At 44.3% G+C, this 25,406-nt stretch carries 22 protein-coding genes and 1 tRNA gene; 16 read left to right on the top strand and 7 right to left on the bottom strand.

Translation table 11 applies throughout. The features are described 5' to 3' along the window. Window positions 1-58: 58 nt before the first annotated feature. The 3 genes from J4N44_RS22330 (at window position 59) to J4N44_RS22320 (ending at window position 4,650) form a co-directional block, all read left to right on the top strand. Window positions 59-307, top strand: coding sequence for a hypothetical protein (locus tag J4N44_RS22330; protein WP_005447016.1), 249 nt, complete (start codon window positions 59-61; stop codon window positions 305-307). A 137-nt stretch (window positions 308-444) separates the two neighbouring features. Beyond that, a complete protein-coding gene (locus J4N44_RS22325) occupies window positions 445-1,584 on the top strand; it encodes an exonuclease SbcCD subunit D (RefSeq protein ID WP_252045177.1) in 1,140 nt (379 codons plus the stop codon). Between the two features lie 9 nt (window positions 1,585-1,593). Beyond that, window positions 1,594-4,650 (top strand): AAA family ATPase, encoded by a 3,057-nt coding sequence (locus J4N44_RS22320; protein WP_252045175.1) that lies wholly within the window; start codon window positions 1,594-1,596, stop codon window positions 4,648-4,650. Between the two features lie 88 nt (window positions 4,651-4,738). Here the strand turns inward: J4N44_RS22320 and J4N44_RS22315 are convergent, their stop codons facing one another. Beyond that, complete coding sequence (locus J4N44_RS22315; RefSeq protein ID WP_009699049.1) at window positions 4,739-5,119, bottom strand: cystatin domain-containing protein; 381 nt, start codon at window positions 5,117-5,119, stop codon at window positions 4,739-4,741. 375 nt (window positions 5,120-5,494) lie between these two features. Between J4N44_RS22315 and J4N44_RS22310 the strand changes: the two genes are divergently transcribed. From J4N44_RS22310 to J4N44_RS22280, 7 genes are all read left to right on the top strand, one after another. Next, window positions 5,495-7,180: an immunoglobulin-like domain-containing protein gene (locus tag J4N44_RS22310; RefSeq protein WP_252045173.1), complete on the top strand. Its 1,686-nt coding sequence runs from the start codon at window positions 5,495-5,497 to the stop codon at window positions 7,178-7,180. Between the two features lie 190 nt (window positions 7,181-7,370). Further along, window positions 7,371-7,913 (top strand): P-loop NTPase family protein, encoded by a 543-nt coding sequence (locus J4N44_RS22305; RefSeq protein WP_252045171.1) that lies wholly within the window; start codon window positions 7,371-7,373, stop codon window positions 7,911-7,913. Window positions 7,914-8,083: 170 nt separating this feature from the next. Further along, window positions 8,084-8,329 carry a hypothetical protein gene (locus J4N44_RS22300; RefSeq protein WP_005446994.1) on the top strand — a complete coding sequence of 82 codons (246 nt, stop codon included), beginning with the start codon at window positions 8,084-8,086 and terminating at the stop codon, window positions 8,327-8,329. A gap of 70 nt (window positions 8,330-8,399) precedes the next feature. Further along, window positions 8,400-9,053: an aspartate/glutamate racemase family protein gene (locus J4N44_RS22295; protein WP_252045169.1), complete on the top strand. Its 654-nt coding sequence runs from the start codon at window positions 8,400-8,402 to the stop codon at window positions 9,051-9,053. Continuing rightward, entirely contained in the window at window positions 9,040-9,468 is a 429-nt protein-coding gene (locus J4N44_RS22290; protein WP_252045167.1) for a hypothetical protein, read from the top strand. Before J4N44_RS22295 ends, J4N44_RS22290 begins: the two co-directional genes overlap by 14 nt. A gap of 27 nt (window positions 9,469-9,495) precedes the next feature. Continuing rightward, window positions 9,496-10,023 (top strand): histidine phosphatase family protein, encoded by a 528-nt coding sequence (locus tag J4N44_RS22285; protein ID WP_252045165.1) that lies wholly within the window; start codon window positions 9,496-9,498, stop codon window positions 10,021-10,023. A gap of 56 nt (window positions 10,024-10,079) precedes the next feature. Further along, window positions 10,080-10,601 carry a lipocalin family protein gene (locus J4N44_RS22280; RefSeq protein ID WP_252045163.1) on the top strand — a complete coding sequence of 174 codons (522 nt, stop codon included), beginning with the start codon at window positions 10,080-10,082 and terminating at the stop codon, window positions 10,599-10,601. Window positions 10,602-10,618: 17 nt separating this feature from the next. On the opposite strand, the gene J4N44_RS22275 is transcribed toward J4N44_RS22280, so the two are convergent. After that, entirely contained in the window at window positions 10,619-11,398 is a 780-nt protein-coding gene (locus tag J4N44_RS22275; RefSeq protein ID WP_252045162.1) for an AraC family transcriptional regulator, read from the bottom strand. Between the two features lie 128 nt (window positions 11,399-11,526). On the opposite strand from J4N44_RS22275, the gene J4N44_RS22270 reads away from it, so the two are divergent. After that, window positions 11,527-12,648 carry a multidrug effflux MFS transporter gene (locus J4N44_RS22270; protein WP_252045157.1) on the top strand — a complete coding sequence of 374 codons (1,122 nt, stop codon included), beginning with the start codon at window positions 11,527-11,529 and terminating at the stop codon, window positions 12,646-12,648. 112 nt (window positions 12,649-12,760) lie between these two features. On the opposite strand, the gene J4N44_RS22265 is transcribed toward J4N44_RS22270, so the two are convergent. The 5 genes from J4N44_RS22265 to J4N44_RS22245 all read right to left on the bottom strand — a co-directional run bounded on the left by J4N44_RS22265 (window position 12,761) and on the right by J4N44_RS22245 (window position 17,602). Continuing rightward, on the bottom strand, window positions 12,761-13,756 hold the full coding sequence (locus tag J4N44_RS22265; protein WP_199478799.1) for a succinylglutamate desuccinylase/aspartoacylase family protein: 996 nt from the start codon (window positions 13,754-13,756) through the stop codon (window positions 12,761-12,763). A 145-nt stretch (window positions 13,757-13,901) separates the two neighbouring features. Continuing rightward, on the bottom strand, window positions 13,902-15,434 hold the full coding sequence (gene yfcC / locus J4N44_RS22260) for a putative basic amino acid antiporter YfcC (protein ID WP_005443800.1): 1,533 nt from the start codon (window positions 15,432-15,434) through the stop codon (window positions 13,902-13,904). Window positions 15,435-15,652: 218 nt separating this feature from the next. Continuing rightward, the gene (locus J4N44_RS22255; protein ID WP_252045156.1) at window positions 15,653-15,979 is read right to left on the bottom strand and encodes a c-type cytochrome; all 327 of its coding nucleotides are present in this window, start codon (window positions 15,977-15,979) and stop codon (window positions 15,653-15,655) included. A 78-nt stretch (window positions 15,980-16,057) separates the two neighbouring features. After that, on the bottom strand, window positions 16,058-17,062 hold the full coding sequence (ltaE, locus tag J4N44_RS22250) for a low-specificity L-threonine aldolase (RefSeq protein ID WP_252045155.1): 1,005 nt from the start codon (window positions 17,060-17,062) through the stop codon (window positions 16,058-16,060). 24 nt (window positions 17,063-17,086) lie between these two features. Further along, entirely contained in the window at window positions 17,087-17,602 is a 516-nt protein-coding gene (locus J4N44_RS22245) for an NUDIX hydrolase (RefSeq protein ID WP_017818795.1), read from the bottom strand. Window positions 17,603-17,873: 271 nt separating this feature from the next. Here J4N44_RS22245 and J4N44_RS22240 point away from each other — a divergent pair, with 271 nt between their 5' ends. From J4N44_RS22240 to dld, 5 genes are all read left to right on the top strand, one after another. Further along, window positions 17,874-19,535 carry an ATPase RavA domain-containing protein gene (locus J4N44_RS22240; RefSeq protein ID WP_252045154.1) on the top strand — a complete coding sequence of 554 codons (1,662 nt, stop codon included), beginning with the start codon at window positions 17,874-17,876 and terminating at the stop codon, window positions 19,533-19,535. A gap of 9 nt (window positions 19,536-19,544) precedes the next feature. Further along, entirely contained in the window at window positions 19,545-20,999 is a 1,455-nt protein-coding gene (gene viaA / locus J4N44_RS22235) for an ATPase RavA stimulator ViaA (protein WP_005443815.1), read from the top strand. A gap of 234 nt (window positions 21,000-21,233) precedes the next feature. Further along, window positions 21,234-21,307: transfer RNA gene (locus tag J4N44_RS22230), tRNA-Cys, on the top strand. A 218-nt stretch (window positions 21,308-21,525) separates the two neighbouring features. After that, window positions 21,526-22,428 (top strand): LysR family transcriptional regulator, encoded by a 903-nt coding sequence (locus J4N44_RS22225; RefSeq protein ID WP_005446973.1) that lies wholly within the window; start codon window positions 21,526-21,528, stop codon window positions 22,426-22,428. Between the two features lie 447 nt (window positions 22,429-22,875). Next, window positions 22,876-24,582, top strand: coding sequence for a D-lactate dehydrogenase (dld, locus tag J4N44_RS22220; RefSeq protein ID WP_252045153.1), 1,707 nt, complete (start codon window positions 22,876-22,878; stop codon window positions 24,580-24,582). Window positions 24,583-25,406: the final 824 nt, after the last annotated feature.

Genomic DNA, 25,406 nt, shown 5'->3' with positions numbered 1-25,406 from the left:
TCCCCCTAAATAATGAGCGGGTTTGTGCAAATAAATTAGGCAAAGGATATAAACGCAAATGAATAATGAAAACTCTACACTAGTTCGCTTTGTTATGAATGCTGATAAATTGAAAAAAGTACCTCATCAATCCTATAGCCTAGATGGACTAAAAAATGGTGAGTGTTTGTGTGTGGTCAATCGAGATGATTCTTGGCAAGTTGTATACAACAGTCAAGGAAGAATTACGTCTGTAACTGAATGTCAAAATGAAGAAGATGCGTATGAGGAACTATATCGCCAAATCTCAGATGCTTATGGTTGGTAGATTTGAAGAACGCACAATTAGCTCGTTTATACTTTAACTTCAGCATACGCCACAAACCACATGAAAAGCTTACGAACTCACGATATCCTAGTGGGATAATAAGATAGCGCCATATTGATGGCAGAAAGTGAATTCGAATGAAGTTTATCCATACCTCAGATTGGCACCTCGGTCGACAGTTTCATAACGTCTCTTTACTTGACGATCAGCAAGCCGTTCTTGACCAGTTAATCCATTACATTGAAAACAACCCTGTTGATGCGGTTGTTGTTGCTGGTGATATTTATGACCGTTCTGTCCCACCAACTATCGCAATTGAACTACTTAACAAAGTGGTGAAGCGAATCTGTGGGGAGCTAAATACGCCGATGATTCTGATTTCTGGCAACCATGATGGTGCTGAGCGCTTGGGTTTTGGTTCAGAACAGATGAAAAATGCGGGTCTTCACATTATCAGTAATTTCGAAGACATGCTTACCCCTGTTGTTATTGAAACCGAAAGTGCAGGGCAAGTTGCTTTTTATGGCATGCCTTATAACGACCCAGAGCAAGTCCGTTTTACCTACCAAGAACCCGTTTCGACCCACGACCAAGCGCACAAGCTACTTGCTGAGAAAATCGCTGAACAGTTCCAACCAGAGCAACGCAACGTGTTGGTCAGCCACTGCTTTGTCGATGGTGCCATTGAGTCTGAATCTGAGCGTCCACTTTCGATTGGCGGTTCCGACCGCGTCAGTCACGAGCATTTCCTCAACTTTGACTATGTGGCGTTGGGGCATTTGCATCAGCCACAGAAAAAAGGCGAAGAATACATTCGTTATTCTGGCTCATTGATGAAATACAGTTTTGGTGAACAAAATCAGAAGAAAGGTTTCACGCTGGTGGAAATTGACCAAAACGGGTTTGTCTCGGCAGAGCACTTTAACCTTACTGCACCTCATGAGATGCGAATCGTTGAAGGTGAACTTGAACAAGTGATAGAGCAGGGCAAAACCGATCCGAAAAACGAAGACTACTTGTTGGTACGTTTGATGGATAAGCACGCGATCTTAAACCCAATGGAAAAGCTACGTACTGTTTACCCGAATGTTTTGCACCTAGAAAAACCGGGCATGTTAATTGGTGTCGAGCAAGAAATGGCGCAAGCGAAATTGGCGAGAAGTGAGATAGATATGTTCCGAGACTTCTTTTCGGAAGCGCAAGACGGCCAATTATCGCAAGAACAAGATCAAGCGATCAGTGACATTATCAAACAACTTTCTCAGCAAGCTCAGTAAGGACCAAATATGAAACCCATTAAACTGACAATGCAGGCTTTTGGTCCGTTTGCTCAAACAGAAACGATTGAGTTCGACAAACTGGGAACTAACCCTTTGTTTCTCATCAACGGTCCTACTGGTTCGGGTAAAACCTCGATCCTCGATGCGATTTGTTTTGCTCTATATGGTGAAACGACGGGTAATGAGCGCCAAGGTATTCAAATGCGTTGCGATATGGCAGCACCAACGTTGCTGACTGAAGTGACACTAGAGTTCTCGTTGCACGGTAAGTCTTATCGAGTGATTCGCTCACCAGAACAAGAAGCGCCAAAAGCGCGTGGTGAGGGCATGACGGTGCGTAAGCATACCGCAGCATTGTATGAGATTACGGACGAAGAAAAGCTCATCACTAGCAAAACAACGCAAGTAAAGACAGAAGTGACCAATATTATTGGCTTGAACGAAACTCAGTTCCGCCAAGTGATGGTGTTGCCACAAGGTAAGTTTCGAGAGTTGTTACTTGCGACATCCAAAGAGCGGGAAGAGATCTTTGGTCAGCTATTCCAAACGGATATCTACAAGAAGATTGAATATGCACTGAAAGACAAAGCGAGTGCCATTAGCAAAGCCAAAGACGAGTTTGATAACCAAATTCGAGGCGCACTGCAGGTGGCTGGTGTTTCTTCTGAAGTGGAGTTGACAGAGCAGCGCGAAGCCTTATCTGTTCAATTTGAATCTGTACAAAAGCAAGAGCAAGAATCTCTGGCGCAATTAAATGCTCTAAAAACTGAACTGCAAAAAGCAGAAGCGCTGAGCAATGAGTTTAAAAAGCGCGAGCAAGCCGAAATTGCATTGAAGCAACATTTGGAACAGAGCGATGCTGTCTCATCACGTCAATTGCAGTTAGACAATGCGAAGAAGGCAAGCAAGGTTGAGTTGCCTTATGTCACGTTACAAAGCGCCTCCAAGCAAACGCAAGAACTTGAGCAAAAAGTAGCTAAGCTATCTCAAGATCTTACTGTGGCAAATGACGCGGTAAAATCCAAAGAAGGCGCATTGCAAACCGCGAAAGAACAAGCCGCACAATTGCCAAAACTGACAGAGCAGCAATACCAACTTGAAGGTATGAAAGGAAAGTTGGTTGAAAAGTCTGAGCTAGAGAAAGCCATTAACGCAGGTTTGACGCAAAAATCCGAGTTTGAGGTAACGCTTAAGAAATATATCGCTCTGAAAGAGAAGTTAACGCTAGAGGCGCAACAAGGTCAGAAGTCACTGGATCAAGCTCGATTTGATGTCGCTAGTATTGGCAGCGTAGAGGCAGAGATAAAACAGCAACAACGTTTGATGCAAGACCTACAGAAGCTAACAGGCTTAAACCAAGAGCTAGCTAAGTTGGGTGCATTGACGCCTAGCAAACAAGCTTCGGTTGACCAAGCAAAAGCGCGATACGTAGAACTTCAACGCTCAGCAGATACACTTGAATTGAGCTGGCACAATGCTCAAGCTGCTGTATTGGCTCAGCGCTTACGGGCCGGTGAAATGTGTCCGGTGTGCGGTAGTGTAGAACACCCTCAACCCGCTCAATTTGTTGGTGAAGAGGTAACAAAAGAGCAAGTTCAGCGTGCTCGAAATACGGAGCGAGAAGGGCAAGTTGCGCTTAACCAATTGAGCAATCAATTGGAGCAGCACAATATCGCAATCGGGCAATACAAGCAGCAGATTGAGCAACTATCCGTTGAGCTTGGCCAAACCGCATCAATGGATTTAAGCGCGTTACAAGCGTCTATGCAGCAGCTCAATGAACGTTTACAGCAATTGTCATCGATTAACTTGGTTCAGCTGGAACAAAGCGTCAATGAGCTAAACCAGCGTTGTGTTACTGGGGAAGGTAAGATCAATGATCTGCAAAACCAGATGGCAGCGAATGAATCGACGATAAAAGTGAACCAAGAGCAACTGGTTAAACTCTCTGCTTCGTTAGATGCTAAGTACTCATCTCTTGAAGTTCTTGAGCAAGATATTATTGCGATTCAAAAACAGATTGCGGAGTTAAATACCGCATTCGAGTCTGCACAAAACCATTTGCAACAAGCGGTGCTGGCGAAGACCAATATTGAAAGCCAACTGACAACCAATCAACAGTGGTTGAATGAGGCACTCGATCGTTTGAACACAGCCAAAGCTGATTGGAACCAGGCTTTGCTGGCGAGTGCATTCGAGGACGAAGCGCAATTCCTAGCATGTAAAGCTGATGAAGCCGAGATGCAGGTTTGGCAGAAAGAAATTGATGCGTTCAAACTGACTCAAATCAAGTTAGAACAAACATTGGCAGATTTAAGTTCAACGTTGAAAGACTTGGTGTTGCCAGATTTAGAAGGGTTTAACGTTAAGCTAAACAGCAATCAGCAAAGTTACGTTGAAGCGCGTAATCAGCTTGATAGCACGCGCTCTTTGTTTGAACGTCTAGAGAAAGTCCGTAATGACATCGCGACGTTACATGACAAGAACACTAAGTTAGAAGACGAATATAAAGTGTTTGGCACCTTGTATGACGTTGCAAGCGGTAAAACGGGTAGCCGCATCAGTCTGCACCGATTTGTCCTTGGTGTGTTATTAGACGATGTATTGATTCAAGCGTCACAGCGTTTAAGTCTGATGAGTAAAGGTCGTTATATCTTGGCTCGTAAAACTGAAGGCTTTAAAGGTGCGGCAGGACGAGGCTTGGATTTGGTAGTAGAGGACAGCTACACAGGTAAAACGCGTGATGTTGCGACGTTATCAGGTGGTGAATCTTTCATGGCAGCGTTGGCATTAGCGCTCGGTCTATCTGATGTTGTGCAGTCTTACAGTGGCGGTATTCGCTTGGATACGCTGTTTATTGATGAAGGTTTTGGCAGCTTAGATCCGGAATCTTTGGATCTTGCGATTCAAACCTTGGTCGACTTACAACAAACGGGTCGCATGATTGGCGTGATTTCTCACGTTTCCGAGCTGAAAGAGCAAATGGCGCAACGCATTGATGTCGAACCGTCGCGACTTGGTTCTACAGTTTCTGTGAAGTCTCAGATGGCATTTGATTCTTAATCAGTACTGGAAAATATGAACAAACAAAAAGCCCCACTAAATTACGGTGTAAAATAGCGGGGCTTTTTGGTTCTCAGTTTCGAAGCATTTATTGTTCGCAGAAGCGACCTTCTTTCGGTGATTGCGTAATCGCATATTCACCATCAAGGTTGCGATAAACAACCGTGTTCCAAACTGATCCGTCATTCAATTCAAACTCTATCGCGTAGTTCACACCACTCACAATTTGTGCATGAACGGACAAGATCTGTTTAAACGAAGCGAGAGTTTCCATTTTGTTTAGGACAAAGGCCATTGCCTTTTGAGCGTCTGGGGTAGCATCGAATTCGTTCCACCCACCTGGCATATTTCCTTGTGTATTACATACATCTGCCGAGGTTGTTGACTGTGTCGCTTCATCTTGAGTTTTTTGCTGACATCCGACAAGCAAAACCAAGATTGCGCAAGCTGACACTGTTTTTAATTTCATAAAAATAACCTCTATTTATGTAAGCCCGCATTATATAAGTTGGCGTTCCAGCCCAATGTCTACGTTGTGCAAACTTTTTATATGAACAGGGTTAAATCCTGATTAAATCGTTGCGAGCGAGCTCCAAAAAATAGATTTTGGTTAACTTTTTGCCTAATTTTGCTAGTAAGTCACGCATAAGAGCGAACGCTAATTCCCTATTCATTTCGCGTCGTGAATTAAGATCACAATTATAAAATAGACTTGGAAAACATAACTTTGCACGTGTATCTGTTTTCGCAATACAGCCATATAATCCAATAAAAATTCATTAGGCACTAATATAAAGTGCTGAATGATTGTTGTGATGAAGCAAAATGGATGAGAGGTAACACGATGAAGCAAAAAGCGCTATATCTAGCAGTAGCATTGGGTTTGAGTGGTCTTTCAAACGTAGCATCCGCTAATGAAATGGTGAATCCAGATGGCGGTGTTGTAGTCGGTTATTGGCATAACTGGTGCGATGGGGCTGGTTACAAGGGCGGTAATGCGCCGTGTGTGACGCTGGATGAAGTTGACCCAATGTACAATGTGGTTAACGTCTCTTTCATGAAGGTGTTCAATACCAGCGAAGGCCGCATTCCAACCTTTAAGCTCGATCCAAATATTGGTCTTTCAGAACAACAATTTATTGATCAAATTAGCGCACTAAACCAACAAGGACGCGCCGTTCTTATTGCGCTTGGTGGTGCAGATGCGCACGTCGAGCTGAAAACTGGCGATGAGCAAGCATTCGCACAAGAGATCATCCGCCTTACTGATAAGTTCGGCTTTGATGGTCTGGATATCGATTTAGAGCAATCTGCAGTAACCGCGTCAGACAACCAAACAGTAATCCCAGCTGCACTTCGCCTTGTAAAAGAACACTATCAACAGCAGGGCAAAAACTTCCTAATTACGATGGCGCCTGAGTTTCCATACTTAACAGAAGGTGGCAAATACGTTCCTTATATTACTGGATTAGAAGGGTACTATGATTGGATCAACCCTCAATTTTACAACCAAGGTGGTGATGGTATTTGGGTTGAAGGTGTGGGTTGGATTGCACAAAACAATGATGCGCTAAAACAAGAATTCATTTACTACATTTCAGACTCTCTATCGAACGGTACACGTGGTTTCCATAAAATTCCGCATGACAAATTGGTGTTTGGTATTCCATCTAACATTGATGCAGCAGCAACGGGCTTTGTACAAGATCCTCAAGATCTTTACGACGCGTTTGACCAACTTAAAGCGCAAGGGCAGGCACTTCGTGGCGTAATGACATGGTCAGTTAACTGGGATATGGGCACCAACAAGAATGGTCAGGCGTACGGTGAAAAATTTGTGAAGGATTACGGTCCGTTTATCCACGGTCAGACTCCACCACCGCCAAGTGAAGGCGAACCGGTGTTTAGCGGCATCAACGATGTTCGTGTGCATCACGGTAGTGCATTTGATCCGTATGCAGGTGTTACCGCATCTGATAAAGAAGATGGAGACCTAACTAACAGCATTACTGTCGAAGGTTCAGTTGATGTGAACACCGTTGGCACTTATGTTTTGGTTTACAGTGTAAAAGACAGCGACAACAATGAAACCAAGCAAAGCAGAACGGTTGTTGTTTACAGTCTTGTGCCTGAGTTTGAAGGTGTCGCGGATACAACTATCCAGCTTGGTGATGCATTTGACCCAATGGCAGGTGTAAAAGCCACGGATGCAGAAGACGGTGATTTGACTGATCAAGTGCGTGTGGAGGGCAGCGTAGATATTAACGTGCTAGGTGTCTACAACTTGGTTTACCGCGTAACGGACAGTGCTAATCAAACTACGACAGCTCAACGCTCTGTGATTGTTTCTGATGGCAGCAGTTACCCTCCGTATGAATCTGGAAAAGCGTATGAAGCAGGTGACATTGTCACAGGTTCAGATGGCAACTTGTATCAATGTAAACCATGGCCATACACTGGGTGGTGTTCAAACCCTTCTTATGCGCCTGGTGAAACCGTTTATTGGTCAGACGCATGGGATAAGTTGTAATTAGCTCATGAATTATTGCGAGCCTCCTTAATTGGAGGCTTTTTTATGCGCGTAACTTCACATCTTATTGAACCTACACTAGAACTTTAAAGCGTAATCATTAATATCCCGCCTCCGCATTTTCCAGACTTACCTATAGTTGGAATGCGTCGCTCTTTGTCAATTTGGTACGGTCACCTAGGAGGATTTAATGAAAAGGATCAATGTAGTAGGCAGCAGTGCAAGCGGTAAATCGACGTTTTCAAAGCAGCTTGCAATGAAATTAGGTGTCACGTACATAGAAATGAACAGGTTGTTCTGGCTTCCCGATTGGAAAGAACTCGATGATGAGACGTTCTTCGATAAAGTCGTGGACGTAACTCAACAAGACGCTTGGGTACTCGACGGGAATTACAGCCGAACACAACCATACAAATGGCAAAGAGTCGATACCATCATCTGGCTCGATTATTCACGTTCTATCACCACTTATCGTTCCATAACTCGTGCTATTAAAAGGGCATGGACTCAAGAAGAGTTTTGGGAAGGAACTGGCAATAGAGAAAGCTTTAGAAAAGCGTTTTTGAGTACAGACTCGATTATTTGGTGGTCGGTTAAGAATTACCGAAAGAATCGGAAGCGTTATTTAAAATTGAAAGATGACTTAAAAGGTTCGCCTATCGAGTTCATCCACATCACTTCACCAAAAATGGCACAAGATTTTCTTGGTTCTCAAGATTTTATAAATAGATAAGTAACTTATTTAAGTGACTTTTTGGCAACGGCTCGCAGCTGTGTAAATCCTGACATTCCGCCTCCGTTAGATGATGAATACTAGGGTCTGTTGACCTTTCGCTGCAAAAATCAGCTCGAGAGATTAACAGACCCCAATAACGTTCCCGTCGTATTCATTGTGGAGGTATTATGATCGGCTACGAAGAAATGGCGATATCCGGCTACCTAGGTTGGTTACTCGCTGTTTTGTTGGTTTACCCCTTTGCCTATGTTGGTATCCATATCGGTGTATTCGATATAAAAATCCGTACCAAAGTCAGTCGTTATTTCAATCGCTTTATATTAGCTTTAATTGCATTTTTACTGATTATGCATCTACAAACCGAAGTGGTTTACGGCAAGTACTTTCTTGGTCTTTGGGAAGCACAACAGTAACTCTGATCGCATTAATTCCCATCGCCTTGTGCTAAGTTGTCGAAATTGAACTAAAAATCGACGACTTAGCATGAAGCCATACGACCTATATTTTCTTCATACTTCACCCGTACACATTCCACCTTTCTCCGAACTGATGACAGAGCTCGCACCTGATTTAAAAGTCGCACACTTTGCCGATGCTGGCTTGTTAGAGCGTCTGGTTGCTGGGGTGGACGAATCTAAGGTGGAACAATCCGTACAAGGCAAAGTACGCGAGCTTTCTGAACAAGCAAACTTGGTGGTTTGTACCTGCTCCTCAATTGGTCGCTTTGCTGAATCACTTACGGAGCAGGGAACCAATGTTCAGCGTATCGACCGCGCGATGGGTGACCAAGCTGTCACTCATGAGCGAGTGTTGTTACTCGCGGCATTATCGACAACCATTGAACCTAGCTTGGCGTTACTTGAGACAAGTAAGGGCAATTGTATCCGTCAGTTAGATACGTTTGTGGTTGAAGGGGCTTGGGAGCGTTTTCTCGACCAAGATAACCAAGGCTATTACGACAAGATAAAAGCGGTAATAGAGCAAAAGGCTCGTGATTATGACGTAATCGTACTGGCACAGGCTTCGATGTCAGGTGCTGCATCATTAGTTGATGTCGACATTCCAGTATTAAGCAGCCCACGTTTAGGTTTAAAAAGGGCAATTGAAACCTTAAGGACATTCCATGCAAATAACTAGTTGGGTTCAGCTTTGCTTACGCGAGCTTGAAGGTGCGCCCATCAAAGAACATTCCGATATCGAAGCATCGTTTGCAGAGTCCGAACGTTTCTCAAAATGGAAGGCAAGCAAAAGAGAAATACGCCTCGAAGAAGTCAGTGATCGTTGCTGGATCAAGAGCTGCACGGGTGGCTACATCACAGAGGTGCACTTGCATGCGGTTGGTTCACTCGATGAATACACCTTGTTTGGACGCCTTCATACCAAAGGGCATTGGGAGCTAGAGGCTGGTGTACTTCATATCACGATCTATAAAGGTGAAAATACTTACGAACTTTCTGTTGTGGGAAACCGTGAACCTTCCATCCACTCTGCGATTGAATACAAAAATGGAGAAGTGCACTCCTATCTAAAACTGACTCCAATTTCTCAATAGCAATTTAACAAGGACGATCACCACAATATGGACATTGTATTTGTAAGGCATGGCGTGCCAGATTTTACGTTATCGGATGAGCGGCAGATGACCCAACTTGAGAAGGACTATGCGCCGCTTTGCCGAGAGCACTTGCCCGTGCTGCAAGAAAAACTCAATCATCCAGTCTTCAATGATGCTGAAATCATCATCAGCTCTCCTTATACAAGAGCCCTTCAAACTGCAGAAATTCTCAATCGTCATCGCGATTTGCCTTTGTTTGTTGAGCATGACTTGAGAGAGTGGCGTGCTGACAAAGAAGGCGGCTACATTACATTGAATGAGAGAGACCGACGCTGGCTCGAATACCGAGAGCTGTTAAAAGCGGGTATTCCAATGACCGACAGTCGCTACGAACATGTTGATGAGCTAAAAGCACGGGCTGAGTCGGTGCTGGAATGCTACCGTCAATATCGAAAGGTTGTTGTCGTGAGCCACTTTAATGTGTTTGAAGCACTACAAGGTTTCCAAGACGTAGGACTGTCCTGTGGAGAATTTAGGCTCATTCGTTTTTGATCGATTTCTTATCTTCTATAGTAAAATCAGACCCTAGTTTAATTTCAGGTAGCTGTATGAAATCTCTTAAAACACTTTTACTTTTGTCCCTTATAACGTTGTTTGGCTGTACGTCTAAACCGGACGGTGTGGAGCCAGTCAATAACTTTGAACTTCAACCATATCTAGGCAAGTGGTATGAAATTGCGCGTCTTGATCACTCTTTTGAGCGCGGTTTATCGAATGTGACGGCTGAATACGAGCTCCGTGAGGATGGTGGCGTAACGGTTATCAACCGAGGTTATTCAGAAGAAGATAAAGAATGGACGCAAGCTGATGGCAAAGCGTATTTCGTTGATGGTGAAAATACAGGGCATCTAAAAGTGTCTTTCTTCGGTCCGTTTTATTCGTCTTACATCGTATTTGAGCTAGGTGAGAACTACGACTACGCGTTTATCTCTGGTTTCAATCACGACTACCTATGGCTACTGTCACGCACACCAACCGTCGATAAAGCAACCGTCGAGCGTTTTAAACAAGTAGCAAAAGAGAAAGGCTTTGCGTTGGACGAGTTAATTCTCGTAGACCAAACCAAATAACACACGAAATGATCGCCTTATAACAACGATCTGTGCTTCATAAAACTCAGTGGTGTCTGTCCGGTTTGTTTCTTAAAGAACGCAATAAATGCGCTGTCTGATGAGAACTCCAAACAATGGGCAACATCACTGACTTGTCTTTCTTCACATAAGAGCTCAATAGCCTTAAGTAGCCGCCATTGTTGACGCCAATCTTGATAAGACATGCCAGTCTCAGCCTTAAATAGGCGAGTGATAGTTTTGCTGCTCGCGCCAACGGTTTGTGACAGTTGGTTTAACTCAGGAGCTATAAAATCACCCTTGGTCATTGCCTTGCGAAACCCTGTTAAACGTCGATCAGAAGGCAAGGGTAAAGAGAATTCAAACTGCTTCGCTTGGTAAAACTCTTCCCAAAATAAAGTGCTCGTTGCCTGAGTTTTTATTTCTTCAATATCCCACTCCCATAACGCCATTTTGTCGATCAGTGCTTTTAAAAGATCGTTCACCTCAATCATCACTATCTCATCAGGGCAGGTGTATTTACTGCAATCGAAATAGAGTGAACGGTAAGCCACAACGTTAGTCATGACGGCTCTGTGAGAAGTATGTGGAGGAATCCATACAGCTTTAGTTGGTGGTAAGGTACAAATAGAGTTATCGAGTGCGAACGTCATGCAGCCTTGTGGCGCATAAAGCAATTGTCCTTTCTTGTGTTCGTGCATACCGGAATCATGTTTGCCGACATCCGCAGCGATGCCAACTACACTCGCGGCAATCGCGTCCGCATCAAATCGAGTATTATCTTCAATAATTGCCATTTGTCCGAATCTTGATGTTTTTGGTTTTAATGTTGTTAATGGGTAAAGCATAACGCCTTCTATACTGCACGCCAAGTTAAGTTCGTTACCCACTTAAACATCTGTAGGAGTGGGACAGAGAGGTAAAAATGAAAACGAAACCTTCTATTGGGTTGATGGTGGTGATGCTGATGTTTCCGCAAATTGTGGAGACCATATACAGCCCAGCGCTAGGTAATATTGCTCAGTCATTTGCTGTGACGTATTCACAAGCGGCGCAAACCCTATCTATCTATTTTTCCGCGTTTGCTATTGGCGTGGTGATTTGGGGAATCTTGGCAGATAAGTGGGGCAGACGCCCGACCATGTTGGCAGGGTTGCTGGTCTACGGCGTATCTGCTTTGGTCGCGATGCAAATAGAAAGCTTTGATGTGATGATGATAGCTCGCGCGTTCAGTGCTTTTGGTATTGCGGTTGGGTCGGTCGTGACACAAACCATGCTAAGAGACAGCTTTTCAGGTGATGAGCTAAGCAAAGTATTTAGCGTTATGGGCATGGGTATTTCCATTAGCCCTGTGATTGGCATGTTGCTCGGTGGTCAGTTAACAGCACTCGGTGGCTATCAGGTCGTGTTCTTTACGTTGTTTATTTTGGCGCTTGTTTTGCTGTGCTACAACGCGGTTAATCTACCTGAAACACAAACTCAAAAGCAGCCGCTAAACATCGGTTCATTACTTGGACGAATGTTGAAAGATGCTCAAATCTGGCAATCTGCGTTGTTAGTTGCGCTCTACAACATTGCTTTATTCGCATACTACCAATTGGGCGCATTCACTTTTGAGCAGCTCGGACTAAGTTCTGAGCAGTTCGGATACAGCGGTGTGATATTGGGCGTTGGTACCTTAATCGGCAGTTTGATGAACAAGTCATTGTTAGCAAAAGGTCGCTCACAAACGCATTTGCTTTGGATTGCATCAGCATTTTTGATCATCGGAGGCTTCGGTGTGTTTATGCTGCAAACATCGATTTGGTTCTTGGCGCCAATGTTATTCATTGTGATGGCATTTGGTATCGCCATTCCAAATGTACTGAGTACCGCTTTGGTTGATTACAAGGAGCAAGCGGGCAGTGCAGGGGCATTGCTAGGATTAATGTACTACTTGATGATTGGTTCAGGTTTAGGCTTAGCTGGAATGATTCAAAACCTTGGATTTGTTCTTATGTTGTGTGCAGCTTTAGTTTTATTGGTGACATTGTCACGCAGAGCCTAGCTGAAGCATGTTGAAGAGAGCAACAAAGAAAAGCCCTGCAAGTTATGCAGGGCTTTGTGTTATTGGTTTGATTCTAACAGTCTGAAATTACAAACAATTAAATTTAAAGGTATTACTTGATCAGTCGAACAACCAAAGAGCCAGGTGCTCGGATCGATTCAATGTTGTGGCTCAGTACCGTGCCTTCTGTTGGGGCAGTGTAACGCTGAATCTCATCACCAAAGCTGTCGTATTGAATCGCAACTAATTGACCTTGTTCTACCTTATCCATCATCTTCACTTGTGGTAGTACAAAACCACCTAATTCAGCGCGAATGCTGATAATGTCTTTGCCTTCTAGGCAAGGCGTGATCTCTGCAACTTCACTGGTCACTACGTCATGACGAGCAAGGATATTGAAGATGCCAGTCACGGTACGGTCGATCAGCTCTTGTTCTGTGTAACGACCCATGCCCACCTCGATGGTGATGCTTGGAATACCGCTGTTGTTCCAGACGGTTTCAAGTACACCTGCGTCACCCGGATCGTTAAGAATTACGTCTGGGTTAATAAGGCGAGCCATTTCCAGAGATTGCTCGATACGGAAATCGGCAAACACGTACAGTGGGTAAGCAGCACCACTGGTTTGAGTGTGCAAATCAATCGCCAGCTCTGCGTTCGGCTTAAGAAGGTTATTCCATAAAGCAAACAGGAAGCGGTTTGCTTCGTTGCCGTTTGCATCACCAGGGAAGAAACGGTTTAAGTTTGCAGGAGATGCATCTGGATCCGCAGAGAAGAAGTCACGGCTGTGGTTCAGCATACCCGTCAGGTTGATGGTCGGAACGACAGTTACAGTACCTGCGATGTCTTTACCAATCAGTTCACGAGCGGTCTTTTGCGCCGCTAAAACACCGTTGTATTCGTCACCATGAACACCTGCTGTGATCATGATTTTCTTACCCGGTTTTTCGCCTTTGAAAACCAACACAGGCAAATGTTGCCATTGAGAGAGGGCGTTGGTTGCAATACGGAACCAAAACTTATGCTCGCCTGCAGGCAAGTCTGTTACGTCTAGAGATTGAATGACTTGATGACCTTGAATTACGTCATCCAGAAATTGTGTTGCCATTAAAGTTGTCACTCCAAAACATCTTACTTCGATGCTTGTTTGCCATACGGCTTGAATTAAAAAAGGCGAGAACTTGTCTCGCCTTATTCTTTATACCCAAACTCCGCTTTCGCGTTTAAGTTGCTTGGGGATATTGGTAATCAGTTTACGCAAAACCCATCACGTGAGCTGCGACGACGACAATGCTCGATAGGGTAAAGAGTAATAGCATAAAGCGCCAGCAGAATTTCGCCCAGTCACCCCAGTCGATACGACATACACCCAGTGTTGCCATTAGAGACGCTGAAGTAGGAACGATAACGTTAGTGAAACCGTCACCAAGTTGGAATGCTAGAACCGCAACCTGACGAGTAACACCAGCGATGTCTGCAAGAGGAGACAATAGAGGCATTGTCAGCGCTGCTTGACCAGAACCTGAAGTCACGAAGAAGTTGAAGATCGATTGGAAAACATACATCAACCAAGCCGCAGCAACGTCAGGAAGACCGCTGATTACGCCACCAGCGCTGTTCAGGATCGAGTTCAGTACGCTCGCTTCATCAGTAGTACCGCCACCTAGGATAAGCAATACACCTTTCGCACAACCAACCAATAGAGCAGGGGCAAGCATGATTGCTGCACCTTCTTTAAATGCGTCAGCCGCACAGTTTAGCGTCATGCCGTTCAGACGGAAGATCGTACCGATAATCGCAACGACAAAGCCCATTGTGAAGAATTGAGATGCGATTTCTGGGATGTACCATGCGTTAGCCACTACGCCCCAAACAACCCATACTGTCGTTGCGATAACCGTAAGGATAACTAGGGTGTCACCTAGGTTCCAACGAGAATCGTGGTCACCTAGCTCTTGCTGACGGAAGTATTTGTCAGTACGACGGCTGTAAGAAAGCTCAGGGTTTGCTTTGATACGCGCTGCGTAAATCATAGTGAAAGCAATACCGATAAGTGTAAAGCCAGCCCACAGACCCATACGTACAGTCATACCAGACAGAACCGGAATACCAGCAATACCTTGCGCGATTGCTACCGAGAATGGGTTCATCCAAGACGTTGCAAAACCAATCTGAGTCGCAACGTAGGTCACCATTACTGTAGTGATGCCATCGTAGCCAAGACGAACCATTAGTGGTGCGATAATAATCGCAAATGCAACGGCTTCTTCACCCATACCAAATACTGCGCCGCCCAAAGAGAACAGCAAGAACAGAACTGGAATGAATAGCGCTTCGTTACCTTTGGTCTTGTCGATAAGACGTAAGATACCGTTGTCGATTGTGCCTGTGCGCATTACCACGCCAAATGCGCCACCGATAACCAGCATGAACATGATAACGCCAATCGCGCTGCCCCATTTAGAGCCTGAAACCAGACCTTCGAATGGGAAGTTCATTAGACCAATGCCACCGCCTGAAGCGAACAGTCCAACCTTGTTGTAAACCAATTCACCGTTTTCGTCGGTTGCATAAGAGAAAGAAGATGGATCGATAACAGTACGAGTTTTTTCTGCACCGTCGACCATGTAGGTCACCTGTTGGCTATCGAAATGACCAGCAGGGATTAAGTAGGTAAGAATCGCAGCAAGAATACCAACAATGAAGATCAAAATGAGGGTATCAGGCATCTGCCATGATTTTGGGGTTGCCGCCGATTCCGATGGCTGAGCGTGTGTGTGAGACATAACCTATTTCACGTCGAATTATAGAAAGCATGAAATATCGATAAAATAGAATAAAAAGTCAATATTAACTGACTTGATGAACTATAAATTCATCAATAATTTGATCTGGAGAGGGTTGAGTTGCTTATCAATGATTTAATGGTTAATTGTTTTGGTTAGTTGTTGTGCGAATGAAAACGGAGTTAGGACTTGTGGTGATTCACAAGTCCCATAATTATTCACTTTTCTGCATGGGGTGTTTGTTCTGAATAAAACGCGGCAACATCGCGCAAATCTTCATCATTCAGCATGCGTAACTGGGCTGCCATCATCTCAGCCAAAGGACCCACGCGAAGCCCATCTTGATAGGCTTTCATAGAATCATACAGGTACTGAGCATTCTGACCGGCTAGATTAGGGTAAGCGTCGTTTGTCGTCATGCCGTTCGAACCATGACAGTAAACACAGCTTGGCGATTTAAGTTTGCCTTTATCAACGTCACCAAAAGGTTTCGCCACAACAGAGGAAGAAAGAAGAAGAGACGTTAGAAGCACGTATCTAAGCATGAAATGCACTCATTGTAGTTCTTGAAAGCGCATAGAATAAAGCTTCCCCTTAGGGGAAGCTCAATGATCAAAATCAAGTTAAAGCAGAGATTTAAGGCTAGATAGGAAGGTATCGACGTCTTGTGCCGAAATATCTTTGTGCGTCACGAAGCGGATTGGGTTTCCTGGCGTAATCGTGATGCCTTGCTCCTTCATCTTTTCTGCGATACCAGCAATATCCACTTGTGGATCAAGCTTGGCAAAGACGATGTTGGTTTGAACAAACTCAGGATTAACGGAGAAACCAGGCAATTCCGCTAAACCTTCCGCCAAGGTTTTTGCGTTGATGTGGTCTTGTTTTAGCTGTTCTACTTGCTCGGTAAGGGCTAGTTTACCGGCTGCGGCAAGAATACCCGCTTGGCGCATACCACCGCCGACCATTTTTCTTAGGCGGCGTGCTTTTGCGATGTACTCTTTGCTACCAAGCAGTAGCGAACCAACAGGGGCAGCCAATCCTTTCGACAGACAAATAGTCATTGAATCAAAGTACTGACCAATCTCTTTCACAGGAACATCAAGCGCGACAGCTGCGTTAAATACGCGAGCGCCATCTAGGTGCATCTGCAAGTTATGTTTGTTTACGAACTCACGAGCCTCTGCAAGGTAAGAAAGAGGAATCACTTTACCGTTGATGGTGTTCTCTAAACTAAGTAGGCGAGTACGTGCAAAGTGCGCGTCATCTGGCTTGATAGCAGCTTCTAGCTTATCGAATGGCAAAGTACCGTCTGGGTTGTTTTCAATCGGTTGAGGTTGAATAGACCCCAGTACCGCCGCGCCGCCAGCTTCGTACTTGTAGTTATGCGCTTGCTGACCACATAGGTATTCATCACCGCGCTCACAATGTGCCATTAAGCCAAGTAAGTTTGCTTGTGTACCAGAGGTCGTGAACATTGCCGCTTCAAAGCCCGCAAGCTCAGCCGCAAATTGCTCTAACTCGTTAACGGTTGGGTCATCACCGTACACATCATCGCCGACAGGAGCGGTAAACATTGCTTCACGCATTGCTTGTGTAGGTTGCGTAACGGTATCTGATCGAAAGTCCATAATTCTCTCCTCGGTCGAAAAGACCTAAATATAACCGCAAAGACGAGCTTTGCTTAGGCAAGCGATAGTTTTGGCATCCGTAATAATGCCTTGAATAATTTGTTGTTCGAGTTCTTCTCGTGACAATGTCACTACTTCAATCACTTCGTCGTCGTCACACTCGTATCGATTGGTTTTGTTCAGTTGTTCGGCAACAAACAAGTACTGGATTTCATCACAGAAACCAGCAAGAGGGGTAACTTGACCAAGCGATGTGAACTTTTCGGCGCTGTATCCTGTTTCTTCTTCCAACTCTCTTTGAGCACAGTGCAAAGGATCTTCATCGCCTTCACGTGTGCCAGCAGGCAATTCAAGCAGCCATTTGTTAAGAGAGGGGCGGAATTGATTAACAAGAACGATGTTGCCATCTGAAGTAATAGGTAAGATAACGGCAGCACCGGGGTGTTGGATAGTGGTATGTGTGATCATCCGACCAGTTGGTAGTTTAACTTCCTCTTCGACCAGAGAAATCTGCTTCCATTTATGAATTGTATTGCTCATGCAGTTGTGGATCCTAGCTGTAACCGCGCATTGACGTGTTTTGCACATTAACCACAAACCACCGGAAACAAAAGAAGAAAATGGTTTCATACTCTTGCGAGACCAGCCCATTCAGTGAGTTATGTCTCATAAATGAAAACTATGGTTGCTCGCGCACGCGCGCGAAGAGCATCTGGTATAAACGAGGTTCACTAAAAAATACGCTTGTAACAAAGTGATAACAAATGTATAAAATTATATATACAGCCTCAGTTCAACAGCCGGAGCTTCTATGATTCAACCATCTTTCGCATCTAATGCAGAAAAGGCGCTTCTTTCAGAGCGTATCAACAAGCTAGCGAAAGCGTTAACTGATGGCGTTTACGAACGCGAACACACCATCAAACTTTGTCTTCTTGCCGCTCTTGCCGGCGAAAGCGTCTTCCTTCTTGGTCCTCCAGGGATCGCAAAAAGCTTAATCGCAAAACGACTTATCCAAGCTTTTGATAATAGCAGTTATTTTGAATACCTCATGACGCGTTTCTCAACACCTGAAGAAGTGTTCGGTCCATTGAGCATTCAAGAGCTAAAAGACAACGGTCGTTATGTCCGTCTTACTCAAGGCTACTTACCAACGGCGCAAGTCGTTTTCCTTGATGAGATTTGGAAAGCAGGTCCTGCCATTCTGAACACGCTGTTGACCGTTGTGAACGAAAAGACATTTAAAAACGGTAGCGATATCGAACGTGTACCGATGCGTCTTTTGGTTTCTGCATCAAACGAGCTGCCAGATGAAGACAGTGGCTTGGACGCACTTTACGACCGTATGTTGGTGCGCGTGTTTGTAAACCGCATTCAGGATAAACAAAACTTCAAATCCATGCTGACAGTGGGTACGTCTCAAGAAGCGCAAGTTCCAGAGGGCTTGGCGATCACAGACGAAGAATACCACCGCTGGCAGCAGCAACTCGACAAACTTACTCTGACCGACAACGCATTCGAAAAGCTGTTCCAACTAAAAACCATGTTGGAAACCAAAGTTGAGTCTGAGTTTGGCGACGCATCATTAACAGACATGTACGTGTCAGACCGCCGTTGGAAGAAAGCGGTCAAGCTGCTTAAAGCAAGTGCGTTCTTTAATGGGCGTGACGAGATCAATCCACTTGATCTTCTGCTACTTCAAGATTGTTTATGGAACAGCCCTGAGTCACGCGATGTCGTTCGCGGTGTGATTCAAGAGTTCGCTCTTAAGCATGCCTTTGACCAGCAAGAAGCAGAACAAGAGATCGAATACTGTCGTGAATCTTTGGTTGATGTTCAACATGAACTTGAAGACAAATATCGCATGACGCTAAACGCAGAAGCGGCAACAGGTCTGCTTCGCAAAGAAACCATGAGCTTCGATACATCCAAAGCGAAAACTTACAAAGTAGGCGCGGCGATGAATCTGGTTAAGCTGGTTATTCTGCAAAGCAACATGTCGGTCTCTGAATCAGAGAAGGGCGACAGTCGCTGGGTATACGTGCCAAAAGACGAGCTTGACCGAGTGATCAAAGAAGGTCATGGCGATGTGTATGGTTACGTGAACCAAAACACCAATATGTGTCGTCTGCGTTTTGATGTCGATGCTGCCAACAACCTAGTGATCCGTGACATTGCCAACCGCGGCGTGTTGGTGAGCTTGGTTACCCAACAAGGTTTAGACGTTGAGCTATACCAGAAATGGTTGGCAGAGAGCGAAAAAGCAGTCAGCCAATTGAGTGAAGCTGAACATCATATGCGTAAGGTTAAAGCCAACTTCCATGGCGCATTACCACACAGTTTCGTGGATCCAGAGTTACCACGTCTAATGGAGTCGAGTCTGCAACAAGTGAGCCAGAGACTTGAGTCTATCCAAGGTGAAAGCGAGAAGATCATTCAACGCTTCAAAAACTTACATCAGTTTTTCTCTTAAGGAGACGACATGTTAGGTGCAGACGGACTCAACTTAGCGCTTATGGTGGCGGATTCAGGCATCATTGATAGTGCGGTAAACGATTTAATGGCGCGTTCACAAGTCATGATGATGGCAGAAAACCGAGGCATGAAATCCTCAGTGAAAAACCACCTGCTCAAATGGCGTGGCAACGTGAAAAAGCGCATGACGAAAGTCTGTGAGACAGAACGTTTTCAACAAGAACTCGCGCTCTACCAAGAAGTCATTTATTGGGATGAGAACGAGTTCTTTGAGCGCATTGATGACGTGATCAAGAAGCTTGAATGGCACTCGGCGTTTTACATGCAAGCGCGTCGCATGATGGAGAAGAACAAGGGGGTGAACAACCCAATGTTCCCCCATTACTTCTGTGACCAGTGGTATCAAAGCCTTGCAGAAGCAATCAAACAAGCACAAGTTTCCGAGCTTGAAGAGAACAAAGAAAAAGTCCTCAACGACCTTTATCAACGTATGGAAACCATGCGCAACATGGATAAAGTGACGGAGTCCGGTGACGAAGAAAGCGTAGGGCGCTTATGGGATATGGCTTCAGCTAAGTTGAGTAAAACAGACTTAACCGTGATGAAGCGCCACGCAGAGTTCCTTAAAAAGCACAAAGGCTTGCAAGAAATCGCAGAACAGCTTGGTCGCATGGCGGGGCAAGTAAACGATCCTGACCTCAATCGCGCACCAGCAGAAGAGCTGCAAATGGTTGAGGAAAAGAGTGACGAAGCGACAGACGATATCGTCGGTATTCATGAAAGTGACGACCTCAACAAACTGCTCCCGAACGAAACCATGTTTTTGGCGTACCCAGAGCTGGAAGTGGTGTTCTACAAGCATTTGGTTGATAAACGCTTGATGAACTACCGCACGCAAGGTAAGTCTCGCACACTGCGTAAGGTAAAAGCGCACAAACCAGATCATAAAGCGGTGGACGTTGAAAAAGGACCGTTTATCGTTTGTGTTGATGCGTCAGGCTCGATGAGTGGCTTCCCAGAGCAATGTGCTAAAGCTATGGCTTATGCACTGATGCAAATCGCTCTGGCTGAACAACGTGACTGTTATGTGATTATCTTCTCCACTGAGCACATTACTTACGAGTTAACGCGTCAGGATGGCTTACGTGAAGCTGCCGACTTTTTAACTTACAGCTTCCATGGTGGTACGGATTTGGAGCCAACGTTGATTAAATCCATCGATTTGATGAACAGCGACAAATACAAAAACGCCGACATGGTTGTTATTTCAGACTTCATTGCGCCAAAACAGCAAGATGAATTGCTTGCAAAAGTCGACGCGTTAAAAGCGAAGAAGAACCGATTCCATGCCATTAGCTTGTCGAAGTACGGCAACCCAGCGTTAATGTCGATGTTTGACCACACTTGGTCTTACCATCCAAACGTAGTAGGACGCTTGTTTAAACGCGTTGCCAACGGTTAACCACGAGAGTTAAGAGAGAAAAGCGGCACTGATTGCCGCTTTTCTTTTGTCTATCTGTTTTGATTTGTCTTAACCAAAGTGAGTAAATCTGGACGGTTTAGGTCGAATTAACATCGGATTGGTTTAAAACAAAGCAAACAAACAGAAATTTTGGATTTTTGTTTGACTATATTTCCTGAATCCGTAAAGTAGCAACCAACGCAGCGGGGCAGAGCCTTTAAGCGTAAACAATTTGGCGCCTTGGCAGAGTGGCTATGCAGCGGATTGCAAATTCGTGGACCTCGGTTCGACTCCGGGAGGCGCCTCCATATTTTTGGGTATGGCAATGGCGATATCCAGATGAGGAAGCATCACCAATAGGCCAGCGAAAGCTGGTTTTTTTGTATCTGATGCTTGGCAAGCTGAACAAGCACTCGTTGAGTGTTTGCATACAGAAAGATGCGCTTCTCAAGTGTGACTTCTCAGCCAGCATTTAGCTTTAAAGCCCTTTACAATATGTTCTTCAACAAGGAAGCAGTGAAGACACATGAGAAATACCGACGACTACATTATTTTCTATCATTTGGTTGAGCAAGGTTCATTCAGCGCCGCAGCAAGACAAATGGAACTTACTAAGTCGGTCGTCAGTAAGCGTATTGCCAAATTAGAGCAGGAGATAGGCGTTCAACTGCTTTATCGAACCACACGCACGCTAAAACTGACAGAAGCAGGGCAATCCTTCTTCGAACATGCACGTAGCGTTTACCAAGCCGTCGCAACTGCTGAAGAATCCATTGTTGGATTAGGCAAGAACCTATCCGGCAATATCAAGATTACGGTACCTACCATCTCTGGTGAACTTATCCTTCCTACGGTTATTTCTGAATTCAACCAAGCCTACCCTGATATCAACATTGATATGGAACTGGACAACCGGTTTGCTGACATCGTCAACGAAGGTTTTGACCTAGCCATTCGTACTGGGGTTTTACCAGACTCAAGCCTAATCGCACGCAAGCTTGTTGATGCAAACTGGATTGTGTGTGCATCGCCTAAGTACGTCGCCAAACATGGCAGACCAAAAACGCCGGACGATCTCACTAAGCACAACTGTTTGGTTTACGCCTATCAAGAGACAGGTGCACGTGAGTGGGTTTTCAAGCGTGATGATGAGGTGTATCAGGTTAAGGTAGATGGGAATCTATGTACCAATAACTCATCTGCGTTACGTAACGTCGCTTTGCTAGGGCAAGGTATTATTTATGTGCCTCGGGTGCTGGTTTATGAAGACTTACAGCAAGGCAAACTGATTCAGTTGTTTAAAGACGAAACGGCTAAGTGCTTGGGTATTTATGCCGTGTACCCATACACTCGTCAGCAACCAGAAAAGATTAAGATCTTTATCGAGCATCTCTATCAGTGCTTTCAAAGTCGTAGCCATCAATTCTAGTGGCTCAACTTTTCTCAAAGGAGTGATTCTCCTTTGATTGAAGGGATTTGCTCTAAATTTTAAACTCTCCACTCTAACTATTTTCTTCACTGATCGGCAATGTCACAGCCATATAACGCTGCTATAACGTCATGGTATTCACATGTTGTGGTTTTGTTCTGACTCAATATTCTGACAAGGTCAGGAATACAAAGCCTTGTCATCCCTTTTAACTTTCTTGTTCTTCGATATCGTGCACATTTGTTAACAATGTACTTTGCTATTGTTTCTTTTTGGAAACGATAAGTTTCTTTGTTGATTTTACAGGTCTGAGAATTTTAAGTGATTGAATGTATGGGTAATTAATGTAGTTAACTTGATCTGGGCGTCGTTATCGGACTTTGGTGGCATGGACGTTCAGATTCGGACTACTTATATTGGCTGGGCATAATAACTAGAGATACGGATATGAAACAGAAGCAGCTCATCGACGCGTTTGTCACCATTGTTGGGGAAGAAAATGTCCTTACCGATCAAATCAAAACCAAGTATTACCGCAGTGGTTTTCGCTCAGGAAGTGGCACTGCATTGGCGGTGGTTTTTCCTAACACTTTGCTAGAGCAGTGGAAGGTCATCCAACAATGTGTCGACAATAATTGCATCATCATCATGCAGGCGGCTAAGACGGGTCTGACCGAAGGCTCAGCGCCAAGTGGTAGTGATTACGACCGCGATGTGGTGGTGATCAATATCACCAAGATGAAGCAAATCTATCTGTTAGACGGGGGTAAGCAAGCCGTTTGTCTTCCGGGGGCGAGTCTGCATTCGTTAGAAAAAGAGTTGCGAGCAGTTAATCGCGCGCCGCATTCGGTGATTGGTTCTTCTTCTCTTGGAGCAACAGTTGTAGGTGGTATTGCGAACAACTCTGGTGGCGCTTTGGTTAAACGTGGTCCTGCTTACACAGAATTAGCCATATTCGCTCAGGTGGACAAAGACGGTAAGCTCAATCTTGTTAACCACCTTGGTATTGAAGGATTAGGCTCGACGCCTGAAGAGATCTTACAGAACATCCAAGATGGTAATTTCGACCCAGATAAAGTGATTCATGATGAACGCATGGCGTCGGATAAAGAATACGACGAACGTGTTCGTGATGTGACTTCTGATATCCCATCGCGCTTTAATGCCGACAAACGTCGTCTGTACGAGGCGAGCGGTTGTGCGGGTAAACTGGGCGTGTTTGCGGTTCGTGTTGACAGCTATCCAATCCCAGAGAAAGAGCAGGTGTTCTATTTAGGCACTAACGATCCAGAGAAATTGACCAAGCTGAGAAAAGACTTCCTTACTCAATTCGAAAACTTGCCAGAGATGGGGGAGTACCTTCACCGTGACATCTTCAACATGGCGGAAAAATACGGTAAAGACGTGTTCCTTTCTATCGATTTATTAGGCACGGACAATCTGCCTAAGATGTTCTCGCTAAAAGCTAAGGTTGAAAACTTCTTAGAGCGTGTACCGTTAGTCAGTAAATACCTGCCAGATACTATTCTCTACTACGCAAGCAAGCTATTCCCACAGCACCTTCCTAAGCGCATGTTGGAATACCGTGATAAGTACGAGCACCATCTTGTACTTAAAATGAGTGACGGCGGTATTGCCGAAGCGCAGAAATACCTCAAAGAGGTTTGGGCAGCTGAGCACGATAGTGACTTCTTCGAATGTACACCAGAAGAGGGTAAGAAAGCGTATCTACACCGTTTTGCAGCGGCAGGTGCAGCAATTCGTTACGAAACCATTCACCGCAAGGAAGTGGAAGACATTGTTGCTCTCGACATTGCGTTACGTCGTAACGATGAAGAATGGTTAGAAACATTACCTGAGGAAGTAAGTAAGAACCTCGTTAAGTCTCTCTATTATGGGCATTTCATGTGTTATGTGTTCCACCAAGACTACATCTTTAAGAAGGGTACAGACACCAAGCTGATGAAGAAACTGATGCTGGAGCACCTAAATAGTCGTGGCGCGAAATACCCAGCAGAACACAACGTAGGTCACTTATATGAAGCAGAAAACTCGCTACAAAAGTTCTATCATCAACTTGACCCGACCAACACCTTTAACCCAGGCATAGGTAAAATGGACCGCTACAAGCGCAACTGTAACTGTTGTGCTTAGAAGGTAAGAGTATTGACTCTAGGAGCCGCTGACATATGCGGCTCTTTTTGTTTTTTACCTTGTAATCCTACAGAGAACGTCTGTTTAGAGGTAGATCACATGGAATCCAGTCTATCGAATTAATAAGACAGTATTGTGTTGCTTTCTATCATTATGATTTAAAAATGCATTTTAAAAACTATTAGGTTGAGTTATGAATTGTTTGGTTTTTAATCGTTCTGTTTGGTAATATTTCCTTCGAGAGATATTTAAAGGAAGTAATAATTATGAAATTGAATTAATAATTATAAGGATTTTATATCCGCATCGTTGCATTAGTTACTTACAGCGTCCTCCAAAATTAAAGTTCAGGTTAAATATAACTCAGATTAACCTTGGGTTACTTGTACTTTAAATTTAATACCTAATACAGTTCTATTTCTTTATATGCGCATAGATACGCCATGTGAAGTTATAGTAATGTGCGTCACTCTATGTAGATTTGAATTCTGTAAAAATAGGTGAGGGTATTATTGCTCATTGATTTTAGTAATGTCGTACTTGGTCGAACGGCTTTCTGTAGTAGAAATGCAAGCAAATCAGTAACCCGTTTTGACTTGAATCATAAGTCATAAGACGTTGTTGTTCTCTATCCATAATAAGATATAAATCTAAAATATAATTATGTTTAATTTTAATAATTATTTACCAGTTAATAGTGTTAATTTAAATAAAAGATTCGTTCTAAAACTTGCTGTTATATCCCTTGCTATATTTTCGTCAAACACCTTGGCTGTATATGTAAATGATGTAACTAATAAAAATACTCACCAACACCACCATAC

This window comes from Vibrio sp. SCSIO 43155, assembly GCF_023716605.1.
Classification (GTDB): Bacteria; Pseudomonadota; Gammaproteobacteria; order Enterobacterales; family Vibrionaceae; genus Vibrio; species Vibrio harveyi.
Note: the sequence above shows the minus strand (reverse complement) of the source record. Positions and strands in the feature narration are given on the sequence as shown.

Bases quoted from the DNA above. Each gene is read 5' to 3' on its own strand.
- J4N44_RS22305 (WP_252045171.1), top strand. From the start codon at position 7,371: ATGAAAAGGATCAATGTAGTAGGCAGCAGTGCAAGCGGTAAATCGACG.
- J4N44_RS22275 (WP_252045162.1), bottom strand. From the start codon at position 11,398: ATGGCAATTATTGAAGATAATACTCGATTTGATGCGGACGCGATTGCC.
- J4N44_RS22290 (WP_252045167.1), top strand. From the start codon at position 9,040: ATGCAAATAACTAGTTGGGTTCAGCTTTGCTTACGCGAGCTTGAAGGT.
- J4N44_RS22330 (WP_005447016.1), top strand. From the start codon at position 59: ATGAATAATGAAAACTCTACACTAGTTCGCTTTGTTATGAATGCTGAT.
- J4N44_RS22225 (WP_005446973.1), top strand. From the start codon at position 21,526: ATGAGAAATACCGACGACTACATTATTTTCTATCATTTGGTTGAGCAA.
- yfcC (WP_005443800.1), bottom strand. From the start codon at position 15,434: ATGTCTCACACACACGCTCAGCCATCGGAATCGGCGGCAACCCCAAAA.
- dld (WP_252045153.1), top strand. From the start codon at position 22,876: ATGAAACAGAAGCAGCTCATCGACGCGTTTGTCACCATTGTTGGGGAA.
- J4N44_RS22325 (WP_252045177.1), top strand. From the start codon at position 445: ATGAAGTTTATCCATACCTCAGATTGGCACCTCGGTCGACAGTTTCAT.
- J4N44_RS22245 (WP_017818795.1), bottom strand. From the start codon at position 17,602: ATGAGCAATACAATTCATAAATGGAAGCAGATTTCTCTGGTCGAAGAG.
- J4N44_RS22255 (WP_252045156.1), bottom strand. From the start codon at position 15,979: ATGCTTAGATACGTGCTTCTAACGTCTCTTCTTCTTTCTTCCTCTGTT.
- J4N44_RS22320 (WP_252045175.1), top strand. From the start codon at position 1,594: ATGAAACCCATTAAACTGACAATGCAGGCTTTTGGTCCGTTTGCTCAA.
- J4N44_RS22315 (WP_009699049.1), bottom strand. From the start codon at position 5,119: ATGAAATTAAAAACAGTGTCAGCTTGCGCAATCTTGGTTTTGCTTGTC.
- viaA (WP_005443815.1), top strand. From the start codon at position 19,545: ATGTTAGGTGCAGACGGACTCAACTTAGCGCTTATGGTGGCGGATTCA.
- ltaE (WP_252045155.1), bottom strand. From the start codon at position 17,062: ATGGACTTTCGATCAGATACCGTTACGCAACCTACACAAGCAATGCGT.
- J4N44_RS22240 (WP_252045154.1), top strand. From the start codon at position 17,874: ATGATTCAACCATCTTTCGCATCTAATGCAGAAAAGGCGCTTCTTTCA.
- J4N44_RS22265 (WP_199478799.1), bottom strand. From the start codon at position 13,756: ATGGCAACACAATTTCTGGATGACGTAATTCAAGGTCATCAAGTCATT.
- J4N44_RS22300 (WP_005446994.1), top strand. From the start codon at position 8,084: ATGATCGGCTACGAAGAAATGGCGATATCCGGCTACCTAGGTTGGTTA.
- J4N44_RS22280 (WP_252045163.1), top strand. From the start codon at position 10,080: ATGAAATCTCTTAAAACACTTTTACTTTTGTCCCTTATAACGTTGTTT.
- J4N44_RS22285 (WP_252045165.1), top strand. From the start codon at position 9,496: ATGGACATTGTATTTGTAAGGCATGGCGTGCCAGATTTTACGTTATCG.
- J4N44_RS22295 (WP_252045169.1), top strand. From the start codon at position 8,400: ATGAAGCCATACGACCTATATTTTCTTCATACTTCACCCGTACACATT.
- J4N44_RS22270 (WP_252045157.1), top strand. From the start codon at position 11,527: ATGAAAACGAAACCTTCTATTGGGTTGATGGTGGTGATGCTGATGTTT.
- J4N44_RS22310 (WP_252045173.1), top strand. From the start codon at position 5,495: ATGAAGCAAAAAGCGCTATATCTAGCAGTAGCATTGGGTTTGAGTGGT.